Source organism: Klebsiella sp. PCX, from assembly GCF_021869705.1.
Lineage (GTDB): Bacteria > Pseudomonadota > Gammaproteobacteria > Enterobacterales > Enterobacteriaceae > Klebsiella > Klebsiella quasipneumoniae.
Map to the genome: position 1 here is coordinate 4,530,471 of NZ_CP091527.1, position 18,345 is coordinate 4,548,815.

The 18,345-nt window shown below is 56.8% G+C and carries 22 protein-coding genes; 17 read left to right on the forward strand and 5 right to left on the reverse strand.

What is annotated here, in order from left to right:
• Positions 1 to 15: 15 nt before the first annotated feature.
• The 4 genes from GQR96_RS21610 (at position 16) to sstT (ending at position 4,338) form a co-directional block, all read left to right on the forward strand.
• The gene (locus tag GQR96_RS21610; protein WP_065903889.1) at positions 16 to 516 is read left to right on the forward strand and encodes a M48 metallopeptidase family protein; all 501 of its coding nucleotides are present in this window, start codon (positions 16 to 18) and stop codon (positions 514 to 516) included.
• 73 nt (positions 517 to 589) lie between these two features.
• Positions 590 to 1,579 carry a Gfo/Idh/MocA family protein gene (locus GQR96_RS21615; RefSeq protein ID WP_065903886.1) on the forward strand — a complete coding sequence of 330 codons (990 nt, stop codon included), beginning with the start codon at positions 590 to 592 and terminating at the stop codon, positions 1,577 to 1,579.
• A gap of 272 nt (positions 1,580 to 1,851) precedes the next feature.
• The gene (locus GQR96_RS21620; RefSeq protein ID WP_004188496.1) at positions 1,852 to 2,823 is read left to right on the forward strand and encodes a TerC family protein; all 972 of its coding nucleotides are present in this window, start codon (positions 1,852 to 1,854) and stop codon (positions 2,821 to 2,823) included.
• Between the two features lie 267 nt (positions 2,824 to 3,090).
• On the forward strand, positions 3,091 to 4,338 hold the full coding sequence (sstT, locus tag GQR96_RS21625) for a serine/threonine transporter SstT (RefSeq protein ID WP_004206115.1): 1,248 nt from the start codon (positions 3,091 to 3,093) through the stop codon (positions 4,336 to 4,338).
• A gap of 15 nt (positions 4,339 to 4,353) precedes the next feature.
• Here sstT and GQR96_RS21630 read toward each other — a convergent pair whose 3' ends face one another.
• The 3 genes from GQR96_RS21630 to uxaC form a co-directional block, all read right to left on the reverse strand.
• Positions 4,354 to 4,908, reverse strand: a complete 555-nt coding sequence (locus GQR96_RS21630; RefSeq protein WP_004206116.1) for a YgjV family protein — start codon at positions 4,906 to 4,908, stop codon at positions 4,354 to 4,356.
• 129 nt (positions 4,909 to 5,037) lie between these two features.
• A complete protein-coding gene (locus GQR96_RS21635; protein WP_017900666.1) occupies positions 5,038 to 6,525 on the reverse strand; it encodes a UxaA family hydrolase in 1,488 nt (495 codons plus the stop codon).
• Positions 6,526 to 6,543: 18 nt separating this feature from the next.
• Entirely contained in the window at positions 6,544 to 7,956 is a 1,413-nt protein-coding gene (gene uxaC / locus GQR96_RS21640) for a glucuronate isomerase (protein ID WP_004206118.1), read from the reverse strand.
• 480 nt (positions 7,957 to 8,436) lie between these two features.
• Between uxaC and GQR96_RS21645 the strand changes: the two genes are divergently transcribed.
• The 11 genes from GQR96_RS21645 to GQR96_RS21695 all read left to right on the forward strand — a co-directional run bounded on the left by GQR96_RS21645 (position 8,437) and on the right by GQR96_RS21695 (position 15,901).
• Entirely contained in the window at positions 8,437 to 9,738 is a 1,302-nt protein-coding gene (locus GQR96_RS21645; RefSeq protein ID WP_004206119.1) for an MFS transporter, read from the forward strand.
• A gap of 130 nt (positions 9,739 to 9,868) precedes the next feature.
• Positions 9,869 to 10,645, forward strand: a complete 777-nt coding sequence (gene exuR / locus GQR96_RS21650; protein WP_004206120.1) for a transcriptional regulator ExuR — start codon at positions 9,869 to 9,871, stop codon at positions 10,643 to 10,645.
• Positions 10,646 to 10,986: 341 nt separating this feature from the next.
• Complete coding sequence (gene yqjA, locus GQR96_RS21655; RefSeq protein ID WP_004206121.1) at positions 10,987 to 11,649, forward strand: DedA family general envelope maintenance protein YqjA; 663 nt, start codon at positions 10,987 to 10,989, stop codon at positions 11,647 to 11,649.
• A gap of 8 nt (positions 11,650 to 11,657) precedes the next feature.
• Complete coding sequence (gene mzrA / locus GQR96_RS21660; protein ID WP_072096611.1) at positions 11,658 to 12,035, forward strand: EnvZ/OmpR regulon moderator MzrA; 378 nt, start codon at positions 11,658 to 11,660, stop codon at positions 12,033 to 12,035.
• Between the two features lie 149 nt (positions 12,036 to 12,184).
• Positions 12,185 to 12,553, forward strand: a complete 369-nt coding sequence (locus tag GQR96_RS21665) for a DUF1090 domain-containing protein (RefSeq protein WP_004206124.1) — start codon at positions 12,185 to 12,187, stop codon at positions 12,551 to 12,553.
• Positions 12,554 to 12,598: 45 nt separating this feature from the next.
• Entirely contained in the window at positions 12,599 to 12,904 is a 306-nt protein-coding gene (locus tag GQR96_RS21670) for an ElaB/YgaM/YqjD family protein (RefSeq protein ID WP_002917916.1), read from the forward strand.
• A 2-nt stretch (positions 12,905 to 12,906) separates the two neighbouring features.
• The gene (locus GQR96_RS21675; protein WP_023291093.1) at positions 12,907 to 13,305 is read left to right on the forward strand and encodes a phage holin family protein; all 399 of its coding nucleotides are present in this window, start codon (positions 12,907 to 12,909) and stop codon (positions 13,303 to 13,305) included.
• Positions 13,302 to 13,598, forward strand: coding sequence for a YqjK-like family protein (locus GQR96_RS21680; protein WP_043520969.1), 297 nt, complete (start codon positions 13,302 to 13,304; stop codon positions 13,596 to 13,598). Before GQR96_RS21675 ends, GQR96_RS21680 begins: the two co-directional genes overlap by 4 nt.
• A 352-nt stretch (positions 13,599 to 13,950) precedes the next feature.
• Positions 13,951 to 14,343, forward strand: coding sequence for a DoxX family protein (locus GQR96_RS21685; protein ID WP_002917920.1), 393 nt, complete (start codon positions 13,951 to 13,953; stop codon positions 14,341 to 14,343).
• Between the two features lie 76 nt (positions 14,344 to 14,419).
• Positions 14,420 to 15,406 carry a glutathione S-transferase family protein gene (locus GQR96_RS21690; protein ID WP_043520970.1) on the forward strand — a complete coding sequence of 329 codons (987 nt, stop codon included), beginning with the start codon at positions 14,420 to 14,422 and terminating at the stop codon, positions 15,404 to 15,406.
• Positions 15,407 to 15,532: 126 nt separating this feature from the next.
• The gene (locus GQR96_RS21695) at positions 15,533 to 15,901 is read left to right on the forward strand and encodes a DUF805 domain-containing protein (RefSeq protein ID WP_017900662.1); all 369 of its coding nucleotides are present in this window, start codon (positions 15,533 to 15,535) and stop codon (positions 15,899 to 15,901) included.
• A 40-nt stretch (positions 15,902 to 15,941) separates the two neighbouring features.
• Here GQR96_RS21695 and GQR96_RS21700 read toward each other — a convergent pair whose 3' ends face one another.
• Entirely contained in the window at positions 15,942 to 16,838 is an 897-nt protein-coding gene (locus GQR96_RS21700) for a LysR family transcriptional regulator (RefSeq protein ID WP_004144865.1), read from the reverse strand.
• Positions 16,839 to 16,942: 104 nt separating this feature from the next.
• On the opposite strand from GQR96_RS21700, the gene GQR96_RS21705 reads away from it, so the two are divergent.
• Together GQR96_RS21705 and GQR96_RS21710 are read left to right on the forward strand one after the other, a co-directional pair.
• Positions 16,943 to 17,644 (forward strand): pirin family protein, encoded by a 702-nt coding sequence (locus GQR96_RS21705; protein ID WP_017900661.1) that lies wholly within the window; start codon positions 16,943 to 16,945, stop codon positions 17,642 to 17,644.
• A 24-nt stretch (positions 17,645 to 17,668) separates the two neighbouring features.
• Positions 17,669 to 17,836: a hypothetical protein gene (locus GQR96_RS21710; RefSeq protein WP_004206134.1), complete on the forward strand. Its 168-nt coding sequence runs from the start codon at positions 17,669 to 17,671 to the stop codon at positions 17,834 to 17,836.
• Between the two features lie 73 nt (positions 17,837 to 17,909).
• Here GQR96_RS21710 and GQR96_RS21715 read toward each other — a convergent pair whose 3' ends face one another.
• Complete coding sequence (locus GQR96_RS21715; protein ID WP_004206135.1) at positions 17,910 to 18,320, reverse strand: Spy/CpxP family protein refolding chaperone; 411 nt, start codon at positions 18,318 to 18,320, stop codon at positions 17,910 to 17,912.
• Positions 18,321 to 18,345: the final 25 nt, after the last annotated feature.

The window sequence follows — 18,345 nt, forward strand, 5'->3', positions numbered from 1 at the left end:
CGTAATGATAAGACGATGACAAAACTCATTTATTTACAGGGCTATCCTGAATCGCTGCTGGCGCAGGTGACCACGTTAATCGAGCAAGACCGCCTCGGCGAGGTGCTGCAAAAGCGCTATCCGCAAGGGCACGACGTTAACAGCGATAAAGCGCTATATCAGTACACCCAGGATTTGAAAAACCGCTTTCTGCGCGGCGCGGCGCCGATCAACAAAGTGATGTATGACAGTAAGATCCACGTGCTGAACAATGCGCTCGGCCTGCATACCGCCATTTCCCGCGTTCAGGGCGGCAAGCTGAAAGCCAAAGCGGAGATCCGCGTGGCGACGGTATTTCGCGACGCGCCGGAGGACTTTTTGCGGATGATCGTGGTCCATGAACTGGCGCATCTGAAAGAGAAGGAGCACAACAAAGCCTTCTACCAGCTGTGCTGCCATATGGAGCCGCAGTACCACCAGCTGGAGTTCGACACCCGCCTGTGGCTGACGCACCTTTCGTTAAATCGTTCTGCGTAGTCACGCACTGGTTTTGTCATGGGGGCATGATAGAGTGACGACAGGTTCCCTTTAATGGAGTTCGTCACCGTTTATGATACGTTTCGCAGTTGTTGGCACAAACTGGATCACTAAGCAGTTTGTCGATGCCGCCCATGAAACCGGCAAATATAAACTTACCGCCATCTACTCCCGCAGCCTCGAACAGGCGCAAGCCTTCGCCAATGACTATCCGGTCGAGCATCTGTTTACCTCGCTGGAGTCGCTGGCGCAAAGCGACGCCATTGACGCGGTTTATATCGCCAGCCCGAACTCCCTGCACTTCCCGCAGACGCGGCTGTTCCTGAGCCACAAAAAGCACGTCATTTGCGAAAAACCGCTGGCGTCGAATCTGCAGGAGGTCGAGGCGGCCATCGCGGTGGCGAAAGCCAACAACGTGGTGCTGTTTGAAGCCTTCAAAACCGCCAGCCTGCCCAACTTTCTGCTGCTGAAGGAAACCCTCGGCAAAGTGGGTAAACTGCGTAAAGCCTTCATTAACTACTGCCAGTACTCTTCGCGCTACCAGCGCTACCTCGACGGCGAAAACCCCAACACCTTTAATCCGGCGTTCTCCAACGGTTCGATTATGGATATCGGCTTCTATTGCCTGGCGTCCGCTGTGGCGCTGTGGGGCGAACCGCAGGCCGTTCATGCCACCGCCAGCCTGCTGGACAGCGGCGTGGACGCCCAGGGCACCGTGGTGCTGAGCTACGGCGACTTCGACGTGACGCTGCATCATTCCAAGGTGAGCGACTCGGCGATCCCCAGTGAAATTCAGGGCGAAGACGGCGTATTAGTGATCGAAAAAATCTCCGAGTGCCAGAAGCTGGCGTTTGTGCCGCGCGGCGGCAAAGCCCAGGACCTGACGCAGCCGCAGCATATCAATACTATGCTGTATGAGGCGGAGACCTTCGCGCGGCTGGTGGAAACAGAGGATGTCGACCATCCGGGCCTGGCTGTGAGCCGTATCACGGCGAAACTGTCGAGCGAAATTCGTCGCCAGACCGGGGTGATCTTCCCGGCCGATACGCAGCCGCTGGCGTAAAAGAGTGTAAAGGCCCGTCTGGCCGCCATTGACGAAAACCGCCTCGTGACATATTTTGTTACGAGCAAAGGGGAGTAACTTCCTTGCCGGCCGATCGTCATTACGATGCGTGTAATACCGCATCCGGTCGCCGGGCAATCACCAAAGCCCATCGCGATGAACTTTGGTTGTTGTAAGTGAGACCTTGCCGGAAGGCGAGGTCTATGCATAAAAGCGCAGCGGCTGCCGTCTTCCGACGTCAGCCGTTTTTGTTTTTATGTAAGGAATATCAAATGAATACTGTCGGCACGCCGTTGCTATGGGGTGGATTCGCTGTCGTCGTCGCGATCATGTTGGCGATCGACCTGCTGCTTCAGGGACGACGCGGTTCGCATAGCATGACCATGAAGCAGGCCGCTGGCTGGTCTATCCTCTGGGTCACACTTTCTCTGTTGTTCAACGCCGCGTTCTGGTGGTATCTGGTGCAAACCCAGGGCCGCGCCGTCGCCGATCCGCAGGCCCTGGCCTTCCTCACCGGTTATCTGATTGAAAAAGCGCTGGCGGTCGATAACGTCTTCGTCTGGCTGATGCTGTTCAGCTACTTCGCCGTGCCGCCTGCTCTGCAGCGCCGGGTGCTGGTGTATGGCGTCCTCGGGGCGATTGTTCTGCGCACCATTATGATCTTCGCCGGCAGCTGGCTTATCTCCCAGTTCGACTGGCTGTTGTACGTCTTCGGCGCCTTCCTGCTGTTTACCGGCGTGAAGATGGCGCTGGCGAAAGAGGATGATTCCGGCATCGGCGACAAACCGCTGGTGCGCTGGATCCGCAGCCATCTGCGAATGACCGATAAAATCGAGAGCGAGCGCTTCTTCACCCGTAAAAACGGGGTGCTGTTCGCCACGCCGCTGCTGCTGGTGTTGATTCTGGTCGAGCTGAGCGATGTGATATTCGCCGTCGACAGTATCCCGGCGATCTTCGCGGTCACCACCGACCCGTTTATCGTGCTGACCTCGAACCTGTTTGCCATTCTCGGCCTGCGCGCCATGTACTTCCTGCTGGCGGGGGTCGCTGAGCGCTTCTCGATGCTCAAATATGGCCTGTCGGTGATCCTGGTGTTTATTGGCGTGAAGATGCTGATCGTCGACTTCTACCATATCCCGGTCGCCATCTCGCTGGGGGTCGTGGGCGGCATCCTGACCGTCACGCTGTTGATTAACGCCTGGGTCAACAAGCAGCACGACAAGCAGCGCAAACTGCCTGAATAACCTGCCTGGCGCGCCGTCGGCTCCCGCTGGCGGCGCGGTAATCGGCTATAGCAGACCTTCTCATAACGAGAATGCCTGCTCATGTCACAATTATGTTACTGCGTGGTTAAAAAATAAGATCCAGATTAAAATCACAGTATTTTACGCTTCCCGCCAGGCTTTCTTTCCGTATACTCGGCTATGCAAACATCTATTTACATCCTGACATAAACGTAACAAATAATACGTGGCTGGGATGGCTTGCTACATCACTGGAAGGAATGAATTATGACAACACGCACTCCCCCATCAGGGTGGCTCTCCCGCCTGGCGCAAGGCAGCCTGGTGAAACAAATTTTAATCGGCCTGGTGCTTGGCGTGCTGCTGGCGCTGGTCTCTAAGCCAGCGGCTATCGCCGTCGGCCTGCTGGGGACCCTGTTCGTCGGCGCGTTAAAGGCGGTAGCGCCGGTGCTGGTATTGATGCTCGTCATGGCCTCGATCGCCAACCATCAGCACGGACAAAAAACCAGTATTCGCCCTATTCTGTTTCTCTATCTGCTGGGCACCTTTAGCGCGGCGCTGACTGCGGTGTTGTTCAGTTTTCTCTTTCCGTCGACTCTGCACTTAACCACCGCCGCCGACAGCATCACGCCGCCGTCGGGGATTGTTGAGGTGCTGCGTAGTCTGCTGATGAGCATGGTGTCCAACCCGGTCGACGCCCTGCTGAACGCCAACTATATCGGTATTCTGGTGTGGGCGGTGGGGCTTGGCTTCGCCCTGCGCCATGGTAACGACACCACGAAAAACCTGATCAACGATATCTCCCACGCGGTGACCTTTATCGTTAAAGTGGTGATCCGCTTTGCGCCGCTGGGGATCTTCGGCCTGGTCTCTTCCACCCTGGCGACCACCGGTTTTGAAACGCTGTGGGGCTACGCCCAGCTGCTGCTGGTACTGGTGGGCTGTATGCTGCTGGTGGCGCTGGTGATTAACCCGCTGCTGGTGTTCTGGAAGATTCGCCGTAACCCCTATCCGCTGGTGCTGACCTGCCTGCGCGAAAGCGGCGTCTACGCGTTTTTCACCCGCAGCTCCGCCGCCAATATTCCGGTGAATATGGCGCTATGCGAGAAGCTGAACCTGGATCGCGATACCTATTCGGTCTCCATTCCGCTGGGGGCGACCATCAATATGGCGGGCGCGGCAATCACGATTACCGTGCTGACGCTGGCGGCGGTCCATACGCTGAACATTCCGGTGGATCTGCCGACGGCGCTGTTGCTGAGCGTGGTCGCTTCGCTGTGCGCCTGCGGCGCCTCCGGCGTGGCGGGCGGTTCGCTGCTGCTGATCCCGCTGGCCTGTAATATGTTTGGTATTCCGAACGATGTGGCGATGCAGGTGGTTGCCGTCGGCTTTATCATCGGCGTGCTGCAGGATTCCTGCGAAACCGCGCTGAACTCCTCCACCGACGCCCTGTTTACCGCCGCCGCCTGCATGGCGGAAGACGACCAGCTGGCGAAAAACGCCCTGCGCAGTTAATGCCTTTCCCCTCCGCTACCGCGCGGAGGGGCTCTCTTCCTGCACCGCGTTTTCAACCCTGAACGGATCGATACCCCGCTTTTGCATCCGGCGGAAGCGAATGATATTCAGGCCGTTGACGATCAGGAAGCTGCCTTCAATCAGCGTCCCGCCAATCGAACCCAGCCACAGGTTATGCGTCACCCAGCAGGCGGTGGAGCACCACATCACGCAGCGGACGGTCAGCCCTTTACAGCGAAACAGCGCCCAGGTGCTGGCGACAGTGCCAATAATCGGCAGCAGCTCCATAGCATGCTGCAGCTTGCCAAGGCCGAGGATCAACGTCAGCAGGATAAAGACTGTCATCACCCACAGGCTGCGGGTGCGCAGGGAAATGACCGTGCGGAGCGCATTAAGCCCGGCGCTCATCCCGGCAGGCGCGGCGCCCATCAGGAAAAAATGGACGCCGATAACGGCGCTATAGACCGCCAGCTGAAGCCTGAAGCGACGTTCGTCGCGGTTGATAAAGGTGGTAATGCCGATAAGAAAGGCGATAACGCCGACGCCCTGAGCCAGCCAATACGCGGTCATGAAAGCTCCCTGAGAGAAAAAACAAACGGCGCTTCACAGGCTGAAACGCCGCTGCTGCTTACCCGATGACGCTGCGCTATCAGGCCAATGCGCGATCAACGCCGCCCGGGCGCCAATATGAATGCGCCTTTACAGGGTAACACCGCTTTTAAAGATGGCCAGCTCGCGGAAGTCATTCTGCTCATTACAGGTCGGTTTGCCGTTGGCGAAAGCCACAATGGTATCCACGAACTCCTCCAGCAGCTGTGGCATCGCTTTGCCGTGGATCAGCTGTCCGGCATCGAAGTCGATCCAGTGCTTTTTCTTTGCCGCCAGCTCGCTGTTGGTGGCGATCTTCACCGTCGGCACAAAGCCGCCGTACGGCGTGCCGCGGCCGGTACTGAACAGCACCATATGGCAGCCGGCGCCGGCCAGCGCGCTGGTGGCGACGGCATCATTGCCTGGCGCGCTCAGCAAGTTCAGACCATGAACTTTCAGACGTTCGCCGTAGCGCAGGACATCCACGACCTGGCTGGAGCCCGCTTTCTGGGTACAGCCCAGCGACTTATCCTCGAGGGTGGTGATCCCCCCAGCCTTGTTGCCCGGCGAGGGGTTTTCGTAAATAGGCTGGTCGTGCGCGATAAAGTACTGCTTAAAGTCATTGACCATAGTCACCAGCTTGTCGAAGGTCGCTTCGTCGCGGCAGTGGCTCATCAGCAGCTGTTCAGCGCCGAACATCTCCGGCACTTCGGTCAGCACGGTGGTGCCGCCGTTGGCGATCACGTAGTCTGAGAAGCGCCCCAGCATCGGGTTGGCGGTAATACCGGACAGGCCGTCAGACCCGCCGCACTCGAGGCCAAACTTCAGCTCGCTCAGCTTACCCGGCTGACGTTTATCCTGACGCATCACGTCATACAGCTGGTGGAGATGCGCCACTCCCGCCTCCACTTCATCGTCCTGATGCTGACAAACCATAAAGTGCACGCGCTGCGGATCATACTCGCCCAGCGTTTCGCGAAAGGCCTCCACCTGGTTGTTTTCACAGCCAAGGCCCACCACCAGCACCGCCCCGGCGTTCGGATGGCGAACCATATTCTGCAGCATGGTGCGGGTATTGAGGTGATCGTCCCCGAGCTGCGAGCAGCCATAGGTATGGCTGAAGAGATGTACCCCATCGATGTCCTCCGCGCCGTTTGCCTCTTTCAGAAAACGGTTCTGCATCTGGCGGGCCATGGCGTTGACGCAGCCGACGGTCGGCAGGATCCACAGCTCATTGCGCACGCCGACGTCGCCATTGGCGCGACGATAAATCTGCACTTCGCGATCCGCTGGCTGCGGCGGTTGGGCAACCTGCTCCGGTTGATAGCGATACGCGTCAAGGTCGCTGAGATTGGTGCGCGTATTGTGCGCATGGACATGCTCGCCCGGCGCGATATCCGCCAGCGCATGGCCAATCGGCAGCCCATACTTAACGACGTTTTCCCCTTTCGCGATAGCGCGCAGTGCAAACTTGTGTCCGCGAACGATATCCTGACCGAGGGTGACCGGGTCATTGTCGATCGTCACCACGCTACCGGCCGTCATATCCGCCAGCGCGACCGCGACGTTATCCTGCGAATGGATTTTGATGTATTGCATATCAACCGACCTCTGGTCTTAGTTCAGTTCAATGGCGAAATAGTCACGCGCATTGTTAAAGCAAATGTTTTTCACCATCTCGCCCAGCAGCGCGATATCCGCAGGCGCTTCGCCGGCGGTCACCCAACGGCCGATCATCTGGCACAGAATGCGGCGGAAGTATTCGTGGCGCGTGTAGGAGAGGAAGCTGCGGCTGTCGGTCAGCATCCCGACAAAGCGGCTCAGCAGGCCGAGCTGCGCCAGCTGGGTCATCTGCCGCTCCATGCCGTCTTTCTGATCGTTGAACCACCAGCCGGAGCCGAACTGCATCTTGCCCGGCATCCCTTCGCCCTGGAAGTTACCGATCATGGTGCCCAGCACTTCGTTATCGCGTGGGTTCAGGCAGTAGAGAATGGTCTTCGGCAGCAGGTTCTCTTCGTTCTGCTTGCTCAGCAGCTTAGACAGCTCTTCAGCCATCGGGCGATCGTTGATCGAGTCGAAGCCCACGTCCGGGCCTAACAATTTGAACTGACGCAGGTTGTTATTGCGCAGCGCGCCGATGTGGTACTGCTGCACCCAGCCGCGACGAGCATACTCTGCGCCGAGGAACACCAGCACCGCGGTTTTGAACTGCGCCACTTCGCGTTCGCTAAGGGTTTCGCCAGCCAGGCGACGCGCCAGAATGGCGTCCAGCTCGGCGTCGGTCGCTTCCGCAAACAGCACTACGTCCAGGGCGTGGTCGGAGACTTTGCAACCGTGAGCGGCAAAGTGGTCCAGACGTTTGGTCAGCGCGCTTTGCAGGTCCGCAAAACGGCGAATATCGGTGTCCGACACTTCACCCAGCTTAGCCATATAGTCATTGAAGGTCGCCTGCTCGATGTTGAACGCTTTATCCGGGCGCCAGCTCGGCAACACCTTGATATCAAATGAAGTGTCTTTGGCGACAACCGCATGGTGTTCCAGGGAATCAATCGGATCGTCGGTGGTGCCGACCATCTTCACATTCATCTGCTTCATGATCCCGCGGGCGGAGAAGGCGTCTTGCGCCAGTAACGCATTGCACTGTTCCCAGATCTCATCGGCGGTGGAAGGTGACAGCAGCTTACCTGTAATACCAAATGGGCGACGCAGCTCTAAATGGGTCCAGTGGTATAACGGGTTGCCAATTGTGTGAGGCACGGTGGCTGCCCAGGCGTCAAATTTCTCGCGATCGGAGGCATCCCCGGTACACAGACGCTCCGGCACGCCGTTAGTGCGCATCGCGCGCCATTTGTAGTGATCGCCTTTCAGCCAGATGTCATACAGATTTTTGAAACGATAATTTTCGGCAACCTGCTGCGGCGGAAGGTGGCAATGGTAGTCGAAAATAGGCTGATCTTTCGCGTAATCGTGGTACAGGCGGCGGGCAAATTCGCTATCGAGTAGAAAATCTTCGGTCATAAACGGTGTCATTCGTGTGTCCTCTTCGCTCCGGAACAGGAGCCTTTCAGATGATTGACTACAATGCTGACAAAGTTATCACACCAATTTCCACAGACCGAACTGTTTTTCGTGAGTTAGATCAATAAACGCTGATAAAAAAAACCGCCTGTCCACGGCAAACGTCTCGCCAGGGCGCGCCGTATCTGGCTTTCCTCGCCAGTCATAAAGACCACACTAACTTTCCCACTTTTGTGACAGCACTCAACTTTTAAAGTTGTATGACAAGTTATCTTTCTGCCGTCGCAACATATAAACCGACGGAATGCTTTACCGGTGTTGATGGCATCGGCTTATACGGAATGGATACCGACTTTTTACATAACAACTGATGGTAAGGTTCGGGCCAGAGGGGACCGCCCTCCTGAACCCTCCGTTTCGCTTTCCCGACCGCGTATCGCCGTCAGGAGAGGCCGCACCTGGTGCGGAGAAATTACAGACGATGAGGTTTACATGCGTAAAATTAAAGGGTTACGTTGGTACATGATCGCACTGGTGACGCTGGGCACCGTGCTGGGCTACCTGACCCGTAACACCGTGGCGGCGGCCGCGCCGACGCTGATGGAAGAGTTACACATCTCGACCCAACAGTACTCCTATATCATTGCAGCCTATTCCGCTGCCTATACCGTCATGCAGCCTGTCGCAGGCTATGTCCTTGATATTCTGGGGACTAAAGTCGGCTATGCCTTCTTCGCTATCGCCTGGGCGATATTCTGTGGCTCGACCGCCCTCGCCGGCAGCTGGGGTGGCCTGGCGCTGGCCCGCGGCGCGGTGGGCGCGGCGGAAGCGGCGATGATCCCCGCCGGGCTGAAAGCCAGCTCCGAATGGTTCCCGGCGAAAGAGCGCTCTATCGCGGTGGGCTACTTCAACGTGGGTTCCTCTATCGGCGCCATGATCGCGCCGCCGCTGGTGGTGTGGGCGATTGTCATGCACAGCTGGCAGATGGCGTTCATTATCTCCGGGGTGCTGAGCTTCGCCTGGGCCATCGCCTGGCTGATCTTCTACAAACACCCGCGCGATCAGAAGAAATTATCTGACGAAGAACGCGACTACATCATTGGCGGCCAGGAGTCTCAACACCAGACCAATAACGCGAAGAAAATGTCGCCGTGGCAGATCCTGCGCAACCGTCAGTTCTGGGGTATCGCCCTGCCACGTTTTCTCGCCGAGCCGGCCTGGGGTACCTTTAACGCCTGGATCCCGCTGTTCATGTTTAAGGTTTACGGCTTTAACCTGAAAGAGATCGCCATGTTCGCCTGGATGCCGATGCTGTTCGCCGACCTCGGCTGCATCGTCGGTGGATACCTGCCGCCGCTGTTCCAGCGCTGGTTCGGCGTCAATCTGATCGTGTCGCGTAAAATGGTGGTCACCATGGGCGCCCTGCTGATGATTGGCCCGGGGATGATCGGCCTGTTCACCAGCCCGTACGTGGCGATTGCCCTGCTGTGCATCGGCGGGTTCGCTCACCAGGCGCTGTCCGGGGCGTTGATTACCCTCTCTTCCGACGTCTTTGGCCGTAACGAAGTCGCTACCGCCAACGGTCTGACCGGGATGGCCGCCTGGCTGGCGAGCACCATGTTCGCCCTGGTCGTCGGCGCGCTGGCAGACACCATCGGCTTCAGCCCGCTGTTTGCCGTACTGGCGGTCTTTGACCTGCTGGGCGCGCTGGTCATCTGGACGGTGCTGAAAAACAAACCGGCTGACGATGACACGCCGCCGCTTAGCAGCCGCAAACCGGCCACCCAGAGTTAGAGACGCTGATGCTGAGGTGATCGCCTGCCAAGCCGCCTTCTCAGGCGGCTTTTTCATCCCTGCCAGTGGTGGAAATCGCGTAAAAGTGGTATAACAAATCGAATATTGTCGCCATCTTGCGGGAGCGAATATGGAAATCATTGAACCACGTCGTCTTTATCAGCAGCTTGCCGCTGAGCTGAAGACGCGCATCGAACAAGGTGTCTACCTTGTAGGGGATAAGCTGCCCGCCGAGCGCTTTATCGCCGATGAAAAAAACGTTAGCCGCACCGTGGTTCGTGAAGCCATTATCATGCTGGAAGTGGAAGGGTATGTCGAAGTCCGCAAAGGGTCGGGCATTCACGTCATCTCTAACCATCCGAAATACCAGCAAGTGGCCGATGAAAGCCTTGAGTTCGCCAACTATGGCCCCTTTGAGCTGCTGCAGGCGCGGCAGCTTATTGAAAGCAATATCGCCGAATTCGCGGCCACTCAGGTGACCAAGCAGGACATCATGAAGCTGATGGAGATTCAGGAGAAAGCGCGCAACGAGAAGTGTTTCCGCGACTCCGAGTGGGATCTGCAGTTTCATGTCCAGGTGGCGCTGGCCACGCAGAATAGCGCCCTGGCGGCGATCGTGGAAAAAATGTGGACCCAGCGCGTGCATAACCCGTACTGGAAAAAGCTGCATGAGCATATCGACCTGCGCACCGTCGATAACTGGTGCGACGACCACGATCAGATCCTGAAGGCTCTACTGCGAAAAGATCCGAACGCCGCCAAACTGGCGATGTGGCAGCATCTGGAAAATACCAAGCAAATGCTGTTTAACGAAACCAGCGACGACTTTGAATTTAATGCCGATCGCTACTTATTTGCCGAAAACCCGGTGGTTCATCTCGATACGGCGGCCAACGGCGCGAAATAAGCCTTTATCCTCCCGGCGCGCGGCCCCTGCGCGCCTGTTCCCCAGGCAGGCTGAGGTAAGCAAAACATATATAGTGTCAGCCTGTGTAAATCCTCTCGCCTCACATCGCCGCAATCAGCAAAATCAACGAGCAACACCTTGCAATTTCTCTGACGGAAAGTCAGGCGATTTGTTACAATTAGATGCATTTTGCCGTTCTGGGAGTAGGTATTGACTTACTTCAGTTTTATACAGGGAAGCGTTCAGAGCGCCGAAGCAGCGACCATAATCTCATAAAAATCTTGTCGCCCTACATGCCACGCGCTCAGACGTGCCGTTAACCGATGTACCAGGAATCGTGAATGGAACTATTAACCCAGTTATTGAATGCCTTGTGGGCTCAGGATTACGAAACGCTCGCGAATCCCTCCATGATTGGCATGCTGTATTTTGTCTTGTTTATGATTTTGTTCCTTGAGAACGGGTTACTGCCTGCCGCGTTTTTGCCGGGGGACAGCCTGCTTGTGCTCGTGGGCGTGCTGATCGCCAAAGGGGCGATGGGCTTTCCGGAAACGTTGCTGCTGCTCACCGCCGCCGCCAGCCTCGGCTGCTGGCTGAGCTACATCCAGGGGCGCTGGCTAGGCAACACACGGATCGTGCAAAACTGGCTGTCGCATCTGCCCTCCCACTATCATCAGCGCGCGCATCACCTGTTTCATAAGCATGGCCTCTCTGCGCTGCTGATCGGCCGCTTCATCGCCTTTGTGCGCACGCTGCTTCCGACCATCGCCGGGCTTTCCGGTCTCAATAACGCCCGCTTTCAGTTCTTTAACTGGATGAGCGGCCTGCTGTGGGTGCTCATCCTGACCTCGCTGGGCTATCTGCTGGGCAAAACCCCGGTATTCCTTAAGTATGAAGATCAGCTGATGTCCTGCCTGATGCTCCTGCCGGTTGCGCTGTTGGTCTTCGGACTGATCGGCTCGCTGGTGGTGCTGTGGAAGAAAAAATACAGAAGCCGGGGCTGATGATGGTCATGAAACGCCCTTCCCTGCGCCAGCTCAGCTGGCTGCTGGGTGGCTCTCTTTTGCTCTGCGCGCTGTTCTGGCTCTGGCTGGCGGTGCAGCAGCAGGAGGCCACGCTGGCGATCCGTCCGGTTGGCCAGGGCGTCAGTATGCCGGATGGTTTCTCCGTCTGGCATCACCTCGACGCTAACGGTATCCGCTTCAAGAGCATTACGCCGCAAAAGGATGGCCTGCTAATTAAGTTTGATTCCACCGCCCAGGGCGCGGCGGCGAAAGAGGTTCTCGGTCGCGCTCTGCCACATGGTTATATTATCGCCTTGCTGGAGGACGATAACTCGCCCACCGCCTGGTTATCCCGCCTGCGCGACGCGCCGCATCGGCTCGGGTAAACGGCCGTCAGACTGCGTTTTCAACGCAGTCTGGTGGTTTCCCGCATTTGTTACTATGCTTAAACCTGCGTGAATCAACGCATTCACGTTTACCAACGGGAACGGGTTTATCCTCCGGGTATACCCTAAGACAATGGAAGGTACTATCCATGAAACACCGCATCGCTCTGCTTCTGGCCCTGTCTTCACTTAGCGCCAGCGCCATAGCCGCCTCTCCCTGCCAGGAAAAAGAGCAGGATATTCAACGAGAGATCAGCTATGCCGAAAAGCATCACAATCAAAGTCGCATTGATGGGCTAAATACCGCGCTACGTCAGGTACGGGAGAACTGCAGCGACAGTAAACTCAAAGCCGATCATCAGCAAAAAATTGCCAAACAGCGGGAAGAGATCGCTGAACGTCAGCGCGATCTGCAGGAAGCCCGGAAGAAAGGCGATGCGGACAAAATCAACAAACGCCAGCATAAACTCAATGAAGCGCAACAGGAGTTGAAAACGCTGGAGTCTCGGGATTACTAATCACCATTAACTTTCGCAATACGGACCACGCTACAGGAGAACGACATGGCTAAAGAGAATGTGACTGACGACCTTCGTGCAGAACTGAAAACGCTGGCGGACACCCTGGAGGAAGTACTGAATTCCTCGGCGGACAAGTCGAAAGAAGAGATGGGTAAACTGCGCAGTAAAGCGGAGAGCGCGCTGAAAGAGAGCCGCGCCCGCCTGGGTGAGACCAGCGAAGCGATTTTGCGTCAAACTCGTGAGACCGCCGCGCGAGCGGATGATTATGTTCGCGAAAATCCGTGGACTGGGGTCGGGATTGGCGCCGCCGTCGGGCTGGTGCTGGGTGTCCTGCTGTCGCGTCGCTGATTATGGCGAATACACAACACACGCAGGGGCCGGGTCAGCGCGTCTTCTCCATTGGCCAGCGTATCGTTACGCTGCTGGTCGAAATGGTGGAAACACGGCTGCGCCTGGTCGTCGTGGAGCTGGAGGAGGAGAAAGCCAACCTCTTCCAGTTGCTGATCATGACCGGACTGACGCTGCTGTTTGCCGCGTTTGGCCTCATGAGTCTGCTGGTGCTGGTTATCTGGGCCGTTGACGCTCAGTACCGCCTGCACGTCATGATCGCCACCACCGTCGTGCTGCTACTCGCCGCCGCGATTGTCGGAATCCTTACCTTACGTAAGGCGCGACGCTCCACGCTGCTGCGCCTGACGCGAAGAGAGCTGGAGAACGACCGTGCCCTTCTGGAGGAAGATAAACCATGAATGGCCGACAGGAGCGTGAACGGCAAAAGGCGCGACTGCTGCGCCAGATCCAGCAGCAACGGCTGGAGCTGAGCGCCTGTCGCCGCCACTGGCTGGATGCGACTGCGCCCTTAGACCGAGGCTGGCATACGCTGCTCAGTTTACGTTCGTGGCTGATGGTAGGCAGCGGTCTGATGGCCGTGTGGTCCGTACGGCACCCGCATTTTTTAATGCGCTGGACCAAACGCGGACTGGGTTTATGGAGTACCTGGCGGCTGGTCCGCGGGATCCTGCGCCAGTCGACAGTCCGCTAGCCGCCCGGAGCGCGGGCGCTTTTCCCGGCGCCCCGCTCTGCCACTTCCCCGCCCGATACGCAACGCCGTTCGTAACAGCTTGCCTCCTGGCCGCCATCCGCGGTCAGCCAGTCCTCTTACCCGTCTGGCCAGGCCTATACCAGGAGCGGTAGTGATCTATCGCGTTCAGGAATCTTTCGCCCCCCCCTCTTGCCGATTACTCAGAAACTTTGAACTAGATCTACAGTTTTCCTTGCTAACAATTCCCTCTCCGCCTCGCTACTATCCTCTCCATCGACAGCAACACCGTGTAACTACGCGGGATTGCGCTAAAAAACAAAACCGCCGCCCTTTGGGTTTTCTGGAGTAAGAAATGAAAAAATTAGAAGATGTTGGTGTACTGGTAGCGCGCATTCTGATGCCGATTCTGTTTATCACTGCAGGATGGGGCAAAATCACCGGTTATGCGGGAACCCAGCAGTATATGGAAGCCATGGGCGTACCGGGTGCGCTGCTACCGCTGACCATCCTCCTTGAATTCGGCGGCGGACTGGCGATTCTGTTCGGTTTCCTGACCCGGACCACCGCGCTGTTCACCGCAGGCTTTACCCTGTTGACCGCGTTCCTGTTCCACAGCAACTTTGCGGAAGGCGTGAACTCTCTGATGTTCATGAAAAACCTGACCATCGCTGGCGGTTACCTGCTGCTGGCCATTACCGGACCGGGCGCATTCAGCATCGACCGTGTACTGAATAAGAAATGGTAAGCGCACTATACTGAATGAAAAAAGCGAGGAGACAACTCCTCGCTTTTGCTATCTGAAGTCAGAAGGAGGAACAAAGATGGGACAATTAGTCGACGGCGTCTGGCAGGATACCTGGTATGACACAAAATCCACCGGTGGGCGTTTTAAGCGTTCCGTTTCCGCCTTCCGTAACTGGCTCACCGCCGATGGCGCGGCCGGCCCGAGTGGCGAAGGGGGATTTGCGGCGGAAAAAGATCGCTATCATCTGTACGTCTCTCTCGCCTGCCCGTGGGCGCATCGCACGTTAATTATGCGTAAGCTGAAAGGACTGGAGCCCTTTCTTCCTGTCTCCGTGGTCCATCCGCTGATGCTGGAAAACGGCTGGACCTTTGACGACAGCTTCCCGGAAGCCACCGGTGACACCCTTTATCAGCACGATTTTCTCTATCAGCTGTATCTGCACGCCGACCCGCACTACACCGGCCGCGTCACCGTCCCGGTACTCTGGGATAAAAAACAGCAGACCATCGTCAGCAATGAGTCGGCAGAAATCATCCGTATGTTTAATACCGCCTTCGATGGCCTGGGCGCCAGAGCCGGGGATTACTACCCGCCGGCGCTGCGGGAACAAATTGATGAGCTGAACGGCTGGATCTACGACAACGTCAATAACGGCGTGTATAAAGCCGGCTTTGCCACCAGTCAGCAGGCTTACGACGAAGCGGTGGATGCGGTGTTTACCTCACTGGAGCGGCTGGAGCAGATCCTCGGTCAGCATCGTTACCTGACGGGCAATCAGCTGACGGAAGCGGATATTCGCCTGTGGACGACGCTGGTACGCTTCGACCCGGTGTATGTGACCCATTTTAAATGCGACAAACGACGCATCAGCGATTATCTCAATCTCTACGGTTTCCTGCGCGACATCTACCAGATGCAGGGTATCGCGGAGACGGTGAGTCTTCCGCATATTCGTCACCACTATTACCGCAGCCATAAAACCATTAACCCTACCGGCATCATCTCCATTGGGCCGCAGCAGGATCTCAGCGAACCACACGGTCGCGACCAGCGCTTCCGTTGATCCGTCGGGCGCCAGTGATGGCGCCCAATAATTCATAAAACAGATATTTACCCACCATTCATTCACGTCTATTCTTATTGCGATCGCTTAAAAAACAAGTGATTGACGGTTAATTGAGGCGTAGAAATGGACTGGTATCTCAAGGTATTAAAAAACTATATAGGATTTGGCGGCCGTGCGCGGCGCAAAGAGTACTGGATGTTTATTCTGGTCAACCTCATCCTGACCGGCGTATTGAGCATCATCGATAAAATGCTGGGCTGGCAGCGGGCGGGCGGCGAAGGCATTCTGACGACCATCTATGGCATACTGGTCTTTTTACCGTGGTGGGCGGTGCAGTTTCGGCGTCTGCACGACACCGACCGCTCGGCATGGTGGCTGCTGCTGCTGTTGATCCCGGTCATCGGCTGGCTGGTGATTCTGATCTTTAACTGCCAGCGCGGAACGGAAGGCAACAACCGATTCGGCCCCGATCCAAAACCCTTTTCATACTAAATCTTCCTGCTCCTCCCGCTAGCGGGAGGAGCGTCCTCGACTATCTGCCGGCAAAAAGCTTAGGGATCTCGCGCAGGCACCAGGACTTCGCTTCGCCCATGCTGTCCCGTCGCCAGGCCATGATAATGTCAATTTCATTGGTATATTCCGGACTGACCACCCGCAAGCGTCCTTCGGCAATATCCTTCTCCACCAGCGGATAGGGCATGGTCGCCACGCCTAACCCGGCCAGCAGCGCCTGGCGCTTATCTTCAATGGTGCTCACCGTTAAGCGCGGCTGTTTATCCAGCAGCTGAACGGTGAGAACGGGCCGCTCGCGCGCGGTATCCGCCACCGCGACGCCACGGTATTTCACACGGGTGACCTCAGAGAGCGGTTCAGGCTCCTGGTGGATCGGGTGGTCCGGCGCCGCGACGTACACGCTGAGCACCGAATAGAGTTTGCGCGAGTTAATCTCCGAGGAGGAACGAAAATGCATATCCGGCGCGACAACGATATCCGCCCGCCCCTGCTCCAGCCGCTCCCAGGCACCGGCCAGCACCTCGGTGATAATCGACAGCTGGGTGTTGGACTTGGTCGCCAGTTTCTCAATCAGCGGAAACAGATCCGGCGTGGGCACCAGCGCTTCAGTGACGATCGTCAGGTGAGTTTCCCAGCCGCGTGACAGGGCTTCGGCGTCGGTGGTGAGCTTGTCCGCCGCCTCGAGCAGCACGCGCCCGCGCTCCAGCAGCATCCGTCCGACATTGGTGAACTTTGTGCGATGACCTGAGCGGTCAAACAGCACCACGTCCAGCTCCTCCTCCAGTTTTTGCATGGTGTAGCTCAGGGCGGAAGGCACGCGTCCCAGCTCATCAGCCGCGGCAGCGAAGCTCCCGCGACGGTCGATCGCATCCATCACGCGTAACGCTTCCAGCGTTAATGCTCTCTCTTTGGCCATCGCTTTCTCATTCAGGAAATTTGAACATACCGGGCAGAATATCTGGCTAACAATACAGCGTCCATACCTTTACCATTGATTTAGTGTAAAGAGAGGTCAAGAACATGATTACTACCCGAACAGCCAAACAATGCGGACAAGCAGACTTCGGCTGGCTGCAGGCCCGCTACACCTTCTCCTTTGGCCACTACTTCGACCCGAAATTACTGGGCTTCGCGTCCTTACGCGTTCTCAATCAGGAAGTGCTGGCGCCAGGCGCTTCCTTCCAGGCCAGAACGTACCCAAAAGTCGATATCCTGAACCTGATTCTGGAAGGCGAAGCGGAGTATCGCGACAGCGACGGCAACCACGTGCAGGCAAAAGCCGGTGAAGCACTGCTTATCGCCACCCAGCCTGGCGTGAGCTATAGCGAGCATAATCTGAGCAAAGAGCAGTCGTTAACGCGGATGCAGCTGTGGCTCGATGCCTGCCCGCAGCGGGAAAACCCGTTGCAGCAGAAAATCGAGGTCGCCAACGCGCCGCTACAGCTGCTGGCCTCACCGGATGGGGGGAATAATAGCCTCCAGCTTCGCCAGCAAGCCTGGGTCTATCATATCGCGCTGGAAAAAGGTGAGCAGATCAACGTGCAATTGCATGGGCCACGCGCCTACCTGCAGTCGATCCACGGCACGGTCCATGCCATCGCGCAGGAACAACCAAAACAGGCTCTCACCTGTGGTGATGGGGCATTTATTCGTGACGAAGCTAACATTACCCTCGTCGCCGATACGCCGCTGCGCGCTTTGCTGATAGATTTACCGGTGTAACAACGGAAGTGATGGAGTCTGTCAGTGAGTAAGAAGAAAAACAGAAAAAAGGCGTCTCCGACGCCGCTAGCCCCGACGCCGCCGGAAACCGTCGGCGTCGTCAGCTTTGGTTATGATGAGATGCTTAGCGAACTGGAAGCCATTGTTGCCGAGGCGGAGATTCGCCTGCGGGATGAAGAAAGTCTCGCCTGAACCTGCAGTATGGATTATTCGGCTATCCTTGATGACTTCCCACTTATATCGGCCCCGAAAGGGGCCGATGGCATTATTCACTCAGCGCGTCGGCAAGATCTTTTTTCACCTGGGTACGCTGCTCGGGTGTTAGTACTTGATTCACATCAAAATAGTACTTCACGCGATAATAACGTACCTGTTGATCAATTTTACTGAAAGCCGCCAGCTGATCCTTCACCGCTTTCTCATTCCATTTACCGGAATCAATCACGTTAATCAGCGCGCCATCTTTAATGTCTTGCTGTGAAATCTGCTGCACATTATTTTCCAGCTGCTGATGCAGGCTTTTAATTTTCGCCACCTGATCGCTGGTGAGTTTTAAGTGCTGGACAATAGGATCCTGCGCTGGCGCTGGCGCCGCCTGCACGTCCGCGGCCTGTGCCGTCAGAGAGAAACCGCTGGTCAGAAGGGTGGCGAACGCAATACGGGTTATTAATTTCATTGTCTTATCCTGATGTGAAATTGCC

Coding starts and splice junctions, on each gene's coding strand:
- GQR96_RS21610 (WP_065903889.1), top strand. CDS start 16: ATGACAAAACTCATTTATTTACAGGGCTATCCTGAATCGCTGCTGGCG.
- GQR96_RS21695 (WP_017900662.1), top strand. CDS start 15,533: ATGGACTGGTATCTCAAGGTATTAAAAAACTATATAGGATTTGGCGGC.
- GQR96_RS21690 (WP_043520970.1), top strand. CDS start 14,420: ATGGGACAATTAGTCGACGGCGTCTGGCAGGATACCTGGTATGACACA.
- GQR96_RS21665 (WP_004206124.1), top strand. CDS start 12,185: ATGAAACACCGCATCGCTCTGCTTCTGGCCCTGTCTTCACTTAGCGCC.
- GQR96_RS21715 (WP_004206135.1), bottom strand. CDS start 18,320: ATGAAATTAATAACCCGTATTGCGTTCGCCACCCTTCTGACCAGCGGT.
- mzrA (WP_072096611.1), top strand. CDS start 11,658: ATGAAACGCCCTTCCCTGCGCCAGCTCAGCTGGCTGCTGGGTGGCTCT.
- uxaC (WP_004206118.1), bottom strand. CDS start 7,956: ATGACACCGTTTATGACCGAAGATTTTCTACTCGATAGCGAATTTGCC.
- GQR96_RS21700 (WP_004144865.1), bottom strand. CDS start 16,838: ATGGCCAAAGAGAGAGCATTAACGCTGGAAGCGTTACGCGTGATGGAT.
- GQR96_RS21635 (WP_017900666.1), bottom strand. CDS start 6,525: ATGCAATACATCAAAATCCATTCGCAGGATAACGTCGCGGTCGCGCTG.
- GQR96_RS21615 (WP_065903886.1), top strand. CDS start 590: ATGATACGTTTCGCAGTTGTTGGCACAAACTGGATCACTAAGCAGTTT.
- GQR96_RS21670 (WP_002917916.1), top strand. CDS start 12,599: ATGGCTAAAGAGAATGTGACTGACGACCTTCGTGCAGAACTGAAAACG.
- yqjA (WP_004206121.1), top strand. CDS start 10,987: ATGGAACTATTAACCCAGTTATTGAATGCCTTGTGGGCTCAGGATTAC.
- GQR96_RS21620 (WP_004188496.1), top strand. CDS start 1,852: ATGAATACTGTCGGCACGCCGTTGCTATGGGGTGGATTCGCTGTCGTC.
- GQR96_RS21645 (WP_004206119.1), top strand. CDS start 8,437: ATGCGTAAAATTAAAGGGTTACGTTGGTACATGATCGCACTGGTGACG.
- sstT (WP_004206115.1), top strand. CDS start 3,091: ATGACAACACGCACTCCCCCATCAGGGTGGCTCTCCCGCCTGGCGCAA.
- exuR (WP_004206120.1), top strand. CDS start 9,869: ATGGAAATCATTGAACCACGTCGTCTTTATCAGCAGCTTGCCGCTGAG.
- GQR96_RS21685 (WP_002917920.1), top strand. CDS start 13,951: ATGAAAAAATTAGAAGATGTTGGTGTACTGGTAGCGCGCATTCTGATG.
- GQR96_RS21675 (WP_023291093.1), top strand. CDS start 12,907: ATGGCGAATACACAACACACGCAGGGGCCGGGTCAGCGCGTCTTCTCC.
- GQR96_RS21630 (WP_004206116.1), bottom strand. CDS start 4,908: ATGACCGCGTATTGGCTGGCTCAGGGCGTCGGCGTTATCGCCTTTCTT.
- GQR96_RS21705 (WP_017900661.1), top strand. CDS start 16,943: ATGATTACTACCCGAACAGCCAAACAATGCGGACAAGCAGACTTCGGC.
- GQR96_RS21680 (WP_043520969.1), top strand. CDS start 13,302: ATGAATGGCCGACAGGAGCGTGAACGGCAAAAGGCGCGACTGCTGCGC.